Annotated in this window: 7 protein-coding genes; 5 read left to right on the forward strand and 2 right to left on the reverse strand. The window is 47.5% G+C overall.

What is annotated here, in order from left to right:
• Window positions 1-19 precede the first annotated feature (19 nt).
• Window positions 20-649, reverse strand: a complete 630-nt coding sequence (locus J0895_RS22585; protein ID WP_207090245.1) for a cobalt-precorrin-8X methylmutase — start codon at window positions 647-649, stop codon at window positions 20-22.
• A gap of 76 nt (window positions 650-725) precedes the next feature.
• Window positions 726-1,508 (reverse strand): DUF1868 domain-containing protein, encoded by a 783-nt coding sequence (locus J0895_RS22590; RefSeq protein ID WP_207090246.1) that lies wholly within the window; start codon window positions 1,506-1,508, stop codon window positions 726-728.
• 192 nt (window positions 1,509-1,700) lie between these two features.
• Here J0895_RS22590 and holA point away from each other — a divergent pair, with 192 nt between their 5' ends.
• The 5 genes from holA (at window position 1,701) to J0895_RS22615 (ending at window position 6,268) form a co-directional block, all read left to right on the forward strand.
• Window positions 1,701-2,699, forward strand: a complete 999-nt coding sequence (gene holA, locus J0895_RS22595) for a DNA polymerase III subunit delta (protein WP_207090247.1) — start codon at window positions 1,701-1,703, stop codon at window positions 2,697-2,699.
• Window positions 2,700-2,863: 164 nt separating this feature from the next.
• Complete coding sequence (locus tag J0895_RS22600) at window positions 2,864-3,334, forward strand: DUF4168 domain-containing protein (RefSeq protein ID WP_207090248.1); 471 nt, start codon at window positions 2,864-2,866, stop codon at window positions 3,332-3,334.
• Window positions 3,335-3,460: 126 nt separating this feature from the next.
• Window positions 3,461-4,027, forward strand: coding sequence for a Uma2 family endonuclease (locus tag J0895_RS22605; protein WP_207090249.1), 567 nt, complete (start codon window positions 3,461-3,463; stop codon window positions 4,025-4,027).
• A gap of 191 nt (window positions 4,028-4,218) precedes the next feature.
• Window positions 4,219-5,583, forward strand: coding sequence for an AAA family ATPase (locus J0895_RS22610; protein WP_207090250.1), 1,365 nt, complete (start codon window positions 4,219-4,221; stop codon window positions 5,581-5,583).
• Between the two features lies 1 nt (window position 5,584).
• Complete coding sequence (locus J0895_RS22615) at window positions 5,585-6,268, forward strand: DUF4276 family protein (RefSeq protein ID WP_207090251.1); 684 nt, start codon at window positions 5,585-5,587, stop codon at window positions 6,266-6,268.
• Window positions 6,269-6,415 lie beyond the last annotated feature (147 nt).

Genomic DNA, 6,415 nt, shown 5'->3' on the forward strand with positions numbered 1-6,415 from the left:
CTAATTAAAACCCTAACAATTAACTACTTTTTTCATCCCTTTCTGGCTGCCAAGCCAACAAAATTAAAGCATTCACGATCGCCGCCGTAGCCGGAGAACCCCCTTTACGACCGTTTATTCTAATCTGAGGAACATTCTGTTGCGCCAGTACCGCCTTAGATTCCACCACCGAAACAAACCCCACAGGTGCGCCAATCACCAGGGCCGGTTGAATCGGGGACTGTCTGAGGACCTCGCACAGGGCCAACAAAGCCGTTGGCGCATTCCCGATCGCATAAATCGCCTCGGGAAATTCTGCAAAGCATTGCAACAGACCCATTTCCGTCCGGGTTTTGCCCTCAGCAGCCACCGGGACCCGTTCTACCGCAGAGTGTAAGGGATTGGCAAAAGTTTTGGCAAGCAACCCGCTGACTCCCTGCTTCACCATACTGACATCAGTCACCACTGGAACCCCCCGACGTAAGGCGGCGATCGCCCCTTCAATCGCCCCTGGACTAAATGTAATCAAGTCTTTAAATTCAAAATCGGCGGTACTATGAATCACCCGCCGAACAATTTCATATTCAGCGGGAGTAAAAGAATGTTCGCCAATCTCAGCATCAATGAGGGCAAAACTCTGTTGCAGTATCGGATGAATCAGGGGGGTCATTTGTTATTTGTCATTTGTCATTTGTCATTTGTCGTTGGTCATTTGTCGTTTGTTGTTGGGGGTTAGACTTGCTCTCTCAAAACTTAAACAGTGGCCAATCTTCTTCGCGATAGTAGCGCGTCATATCGTCAAATTTGCGAATTTCTGCTCTTTGAATGACGATTTCTTGGGGACTATCCAGCCATTTATCATTAAAATCCGCTAAGACACTGCTAAGATGCTCCCGGTCTAAACTGGAGGGAATTTCGCCAAAATAGCCCAACGTAATATGGCAAGTAAAATGATACTGCTGCTCGATTCCTAAGCCCATTAACTGTTGATTTTGATAAATCGATCGCCGCAATTGGACGATTTGCTCGTATGAGGGCTCATTTTTCGGCGCTAAACAAATCCCGATCGCCCGAGTCCGCAACATCACCCCGAGGGCCTGCCAGCGAATCGGGGGACCTCCGGCAAGGGAGTGGCATTGCTGGAAACTTTGGGCGATCGCCGATCGCAGTTGGGGATCATACTCTGGATTTTCCGCCGCCGCATCTCGGTACCTGCCGTCCCAAATTAAATCCGCTAAGGTGACATGAAAGCTATCCGCAGGAACCGGCACCATTAAACCCGGTTCCAGTATCTCCAGCAATTGCTGCTGGCAACTCTCCATATTTTTATAAAACTCTTGATTTTCAACATCTTCTATCATTGGCGGCGTGACTACCGTGTAACCGGGAAAAGATACCGGCTTTCTGGCCCCACCCCCTTGCGCCTGAAATTTGGGAGAGGGCTGAATATGCTGGAGTCCCGACTGATAGGCATCTTTCAGGGTCATCCGCGCCACTCGATTCAAATAGGTTTGTAAAGTATCGTCCAATTCTTATTGCCTCTCTTGTCTATATCTATAAAGGTTTTCGCGGTTGTCTTAGGTGCGGTGAGAATGACTCACCCTTAGCATTTCGCCCAGAACCGGGATCAAGGGCATGACCGTTGCCAATCTCTTTTATCCTAAAGGAAGGGTTAACCCTCCTGCTTTTTTGACCCTTGGATTTTATCCATAGTCTTCTATATGTCAATTTACCTCTATTGGGGATCAGATGACTTTGCAATGGCAAAAGCGGTGAATGCTTTGCGCGATCGCACCCTGGATCCCGCTTGGGCGACCTTTAATGCCGACAAAATTTCCCCCGAACAGTCCGATGCCGTGATTCAGGGCCTTAATCAATCCGTCACGCCGCCCTTTGGCAGTGGGGGGCGCTTTGTCTGGTTAGTGGATACCCATGTTTGTCAGCAGGCATCCGCCGAAGTCTTAGCAGAAATGGAACGCACCCTGCCGGTGATCCCCGAAACCAACATCCTGCTACTGACAACCCCCAACAAACCCGATGGCAGACTCAAAACCACCAAACTGTTACAAAAGTACGCCAAAGTCCAGGAATTTTCGCCATTACCGCCTTGGAAGCATGATGAAATCGTCTCATTCGTCCGCAAAGTCGCCCAGGAAGTGGGAGTCAAACTCACCCCTGATGCCGTGGACCTGTTGGCCGAGTCCGTCGGCAATGATACGCGATCGCTGTATAATGCCCTGGAAAAGTTGCACCTGTATTCCCTGAGTGCCGGACCTCAATCCCTGAGCGCCGCTACAGTGGATCAACTCGTCACAGCAACGACTCAAAATAGCTTACAGCTTGCCAGTGCCATTCGCCAAGGAGACGTAGGAACTGCTTTAGAATTAGTGGCCGATTTGATCAACCGCAACGAACCCGCCCTGAAAATTTCCGCCACCCTCACCGGGCAATTTAGAACCTGGTTCTGGGTTAAACTGATGATAGAAAGTGGTGAGCGCGATGAAAAGGCGATCGCTGCTGCTGCCGAAATCGGCAATTTTAAACGCATCTACTTCTTAAGAAAAGAAGTCAGCGCCCTCTCCCTTAGTCAATTAGAACAAATCTTAGCCCTTCTCCTCGAACTAGAAGTCAGCCTCAAACGAGGGACAGAAGAACTCTCCACCCTCCAAACCAAAACCATAGAACTATGTCAACTCTGTCGCCAAACTTCATTTCGGTAAAATTTCTATAAAGCCGCCGTCTCCACCCACCAAACCGGAACTAAACCCGGTAGAGTTGAATCATAAAAAGCAACCCTAATGGGTTAACGATTGGCCTCAAAAAAAGCTTGGTATTCCCAATCAATTAGAGATTTTTCTTAGTAAATCTATCACTTGTGGATATTATGATGATGATAAAATTGTCCCGTTTTCATGTTCAGGGAATCCGAGCGAAAATCCTCTGCGTCAGTGCGCTTTCCGCCTTGGGAATCCTCACAGGTTCCATTCCTCATCTCACCCTAAACTCTGCCCATTGGATTGGGACGCATTCCGCCTCGGCTCAAAGCATTACCCCGGAAGAAATGGGGAACTACGCCCGGTCCCTTGTGGCGATCGAACAACAGCGATCGCAAGCCTACCAAGAAGTCGAAACAATCCTCAATTACGTTCCCGCCATTGACTGCCGAAATACCGATTCAGTCAACCAACTCGATCGCGAAGTCAAGGCGATCGTCGTCAACTATTGCGAAGGCTCAAAAAACTTAGTCACCAGTAACGGATTAACCATCCAACGCTTTAACGAAATCACCGAACTCGTCAAAACCAATCCCCAATCCGAACAACAACTCCGAGAAGCCCTCAGTCGTCTCCAATAATCATCTATTGTTGTTTCATAGGGGAGTTCGGGAAAATGTTTGTAGTAACGACTTCAGTCGTTTCCCTCTCCCCCCTTGACTTAAGTTGATAGCAACACATCTCCTCCTCATCTATCCAGAAAAACCATGACCGTTTCCACTGAACAAAAACACTGGACCGATGAAGAATTTATAGCCTTATCCCGAGATGGCGATCGGTACGAGTTAGTCAATCGAGAAATAATAGACAGGGGAAATTCCGGGATGGAACATGGCTATATCGCCTGCATTTTAGTAGCTGCTGTAATCACGGTAGTTAGACCCAATAAGCTCGGGGCAATTTGCGATTCCAGTACAGCCTTTACCCTAAAAAATGGAAATAAACGCGCTCCAGATGTTTCGTTTGTTGCCAAAAACCGATTGCAAGGGTTAACTCGACCCCCCCGAGGATTTTTTCAAGGCTCACCGGATTTAGCCATTGAAATTTTATCTCCCAGTAATACTGTTAAAGAAATTCATAGTAAAATAGTAGAATATTTCGATAATGATACGCAGTTAATCTGGGTGATTCATCCCGATGAAAAGTTCATTTTAGTTTACCATAAACCCGAACCCGATGGGTTTTTACGCTCAGGCGATCGGCTCAATGGAGAAGAGATTATCCCCGGTTTTTCCCTAGCAGTTTCCGAGCTATTTGAAGCCTGGTATTGGTAACCTGTTGCAGCTAGGCGGTGAAATTTACGCCAACGATTTACTACTGCTGGGTTTGTCCATCTTGCTCAGATAGGCTTGAGGGGACGCCAGTTCAGGAAGATGCCAATCGCCGCGTACCGTCACTCAAACCCGCCGCTTCATCATGGGTTGTGTCAGGATTAAACTAAAACTCATCTCCCGAAAAATCCCTCATGCTGACCCGAATCGAAATCGATGGTTTCAAAAGCTTTGAGCAGTTTAGTCTCGATGTAGCGCCGTTCACCGTCATTTTAGGTCCAAATGCTTCGGGAAAATCTAACCTATTTGATGCCATTTTACTCCTGTCTCAACTGGCGGCAACGGACCTGCGATCGGCACTGAAAGGGTTGCGCGGCGAACCCCTGGAACTCTTTCGGAGGCAAGCTGATGGATCGTCTAGTCCGCAAATGTCTTTTGCAGTCGAATTGCTTCTGGCACCCCAAGTGCGTGACTCTTGGGGTGAAGTGGTGGAACTGTCTCATTCTCGGGTCCGCTATGAAGTGCAGATCGAATATCGGAAAGGCGATCGCAATATTGATCATCTCCGAATTACCCAAGAATCTGTTATCCCCATTTTAAAAACCGAGGATCAATGGTGTTCTACCAACCCATCCATTGATGCCTCTTTCTCTGAGTTATTTCTAAAATACAACCGGAGAGAACCTTGGCTCACCACGGAAGAACAAGAAGGTAAGCGTATCTTTAAAATCGCCCCCGATGGACGCCCGGGTAAAACGTTATCTGCCGAGTCTGCGGAAGCGACAATTCTAGGGAGCATTACTAGCGCTGAATTTCCCCACCTTTATGCCGTGCGCCAAGAGTTACTTTCTTGGCGTTTTCTCCAACTCGATCCAGTTGCCCTTCGCCATCCCAGTTCCCGTGCTGCTCCTCTGGATTTAGCTCCAGATGGAGGGAATCTAGCAGCAGTATTAGCCCGAATTCAAGGGGAAACCGCTACAGATATTCAACCCAAAGGTGTTCTAGCTGATATCGCTGCGGATTTGAGCTATTTGGTTCCCAGTGTGATGGATATCAGTGTGGAGGAAGATCCCAAATATGGGGAATATCGCGTGAATCTTGCCATGAGAGAGGGTCAATCTTTTAGTTCTCGGGTCGTTTCTGATGGCACTCTCCGGCTGCTGGCTTTACTGACTCTATTAAACGACCCTAATTTACGCGGATTAATTTGTTTTGAAGAACCAGAAAATGGAATTCATCCCTTACGATTGAAGGCGGCGATCGCCCGAATTCGGGAACTGGCTATCAATCCATTCAGTAAGGATATTGACCCTGAACAACCCCTGGCTCAAATTTTGCTGAATAGTCACTCCCCTGTTGTGCTTTCAAGTCTGGAAGATGGAGAAGCTGTGTTTGCCGATATGGTGAGCCTTATTGACCCACACACCCAACAAATTAATCGAAAAACACGGATGAGACCTGTTAAATTTAATGGGACAGGGGTCTCAGGAGAATCCGCCCATTTTGTTAGGGGTTATGAAGTAAATCGCTATCTTCACAGCGTTGAACGGGAGGGTTAAAATGCGCTATCTAGGAATGGCTTTATTTGCAGAAGGGCCAACGGATTATCGATTTTTGCCTCCAGTGCTACGCCGAACCACGGAAAATTTATGTTTACAACGAGCCGTCACCACGATAGAATTGGGAGAAATTCTGCCGCTTTATTCACCGCTCAAGTATCGAAAAGCTGATTTAGAAACCCAGATTTTAGAAGCCGCACGAGAAGCACAAGGATCGTTTGATATTTTATTTATTCATACTGATGGTGCAGGGGATCCAACCGCAGCCTACGCAGAACGGGTACAACGAGCTTCAGAACGAGTTGCCGCAGAAATTCAGCCCCCGCAGCAACGGACAATCGGTGTGGTACCTGTGCGAGAAATGGAGGCTTGGACTCTGGTAGATGGAGATGCGTTGCGCCTGGGTTTCGGTACGGTTTTGAATGATTCGGCCTTGGGAATCCCCGCAAAAGCTCGGGAAGTAGAAAAGATTCTTGATCCGAAACAAACGCTCAATCTGGTGTATCGTCAGGTGATGGGTAGTCGTCGGCGCAAAACTTCAAGAAAAGTGGAGGAATTTTTTGAGGCGATCGCAGAACGGGTTCAACTTTCTTGCTTGCGTCAAGTTCCAGCATTTCAACGCTTTGAACAAGAACTCAGTGATGTCATAGTGGAATTGGGATATCTAACAAAATCGAATGAATAAAAAGTAGCAGCTTGGCTATTCATATCCAGAAAAAAGATAGATAACCGCCTCGGTTAAAACCCAAAGTGATCGGTTCTATTAGTCCATCGGTACAGGAGAAGCTTAAACCTGGGCTTCTTAACTAAATTGCTGCTACTTAGCCATAAA

Origin of the sequence: Phormidium pseudopriestleyi FRX01 (assembly GCF_017313335.1) — a bacterium.
Lineage (GTDB): Bacteria > Cyanobacteriota > Cyanobacteriia > Cyanobacteriales > Laspinemataceae > Laspinema > Laspinema pseudopriestleyi.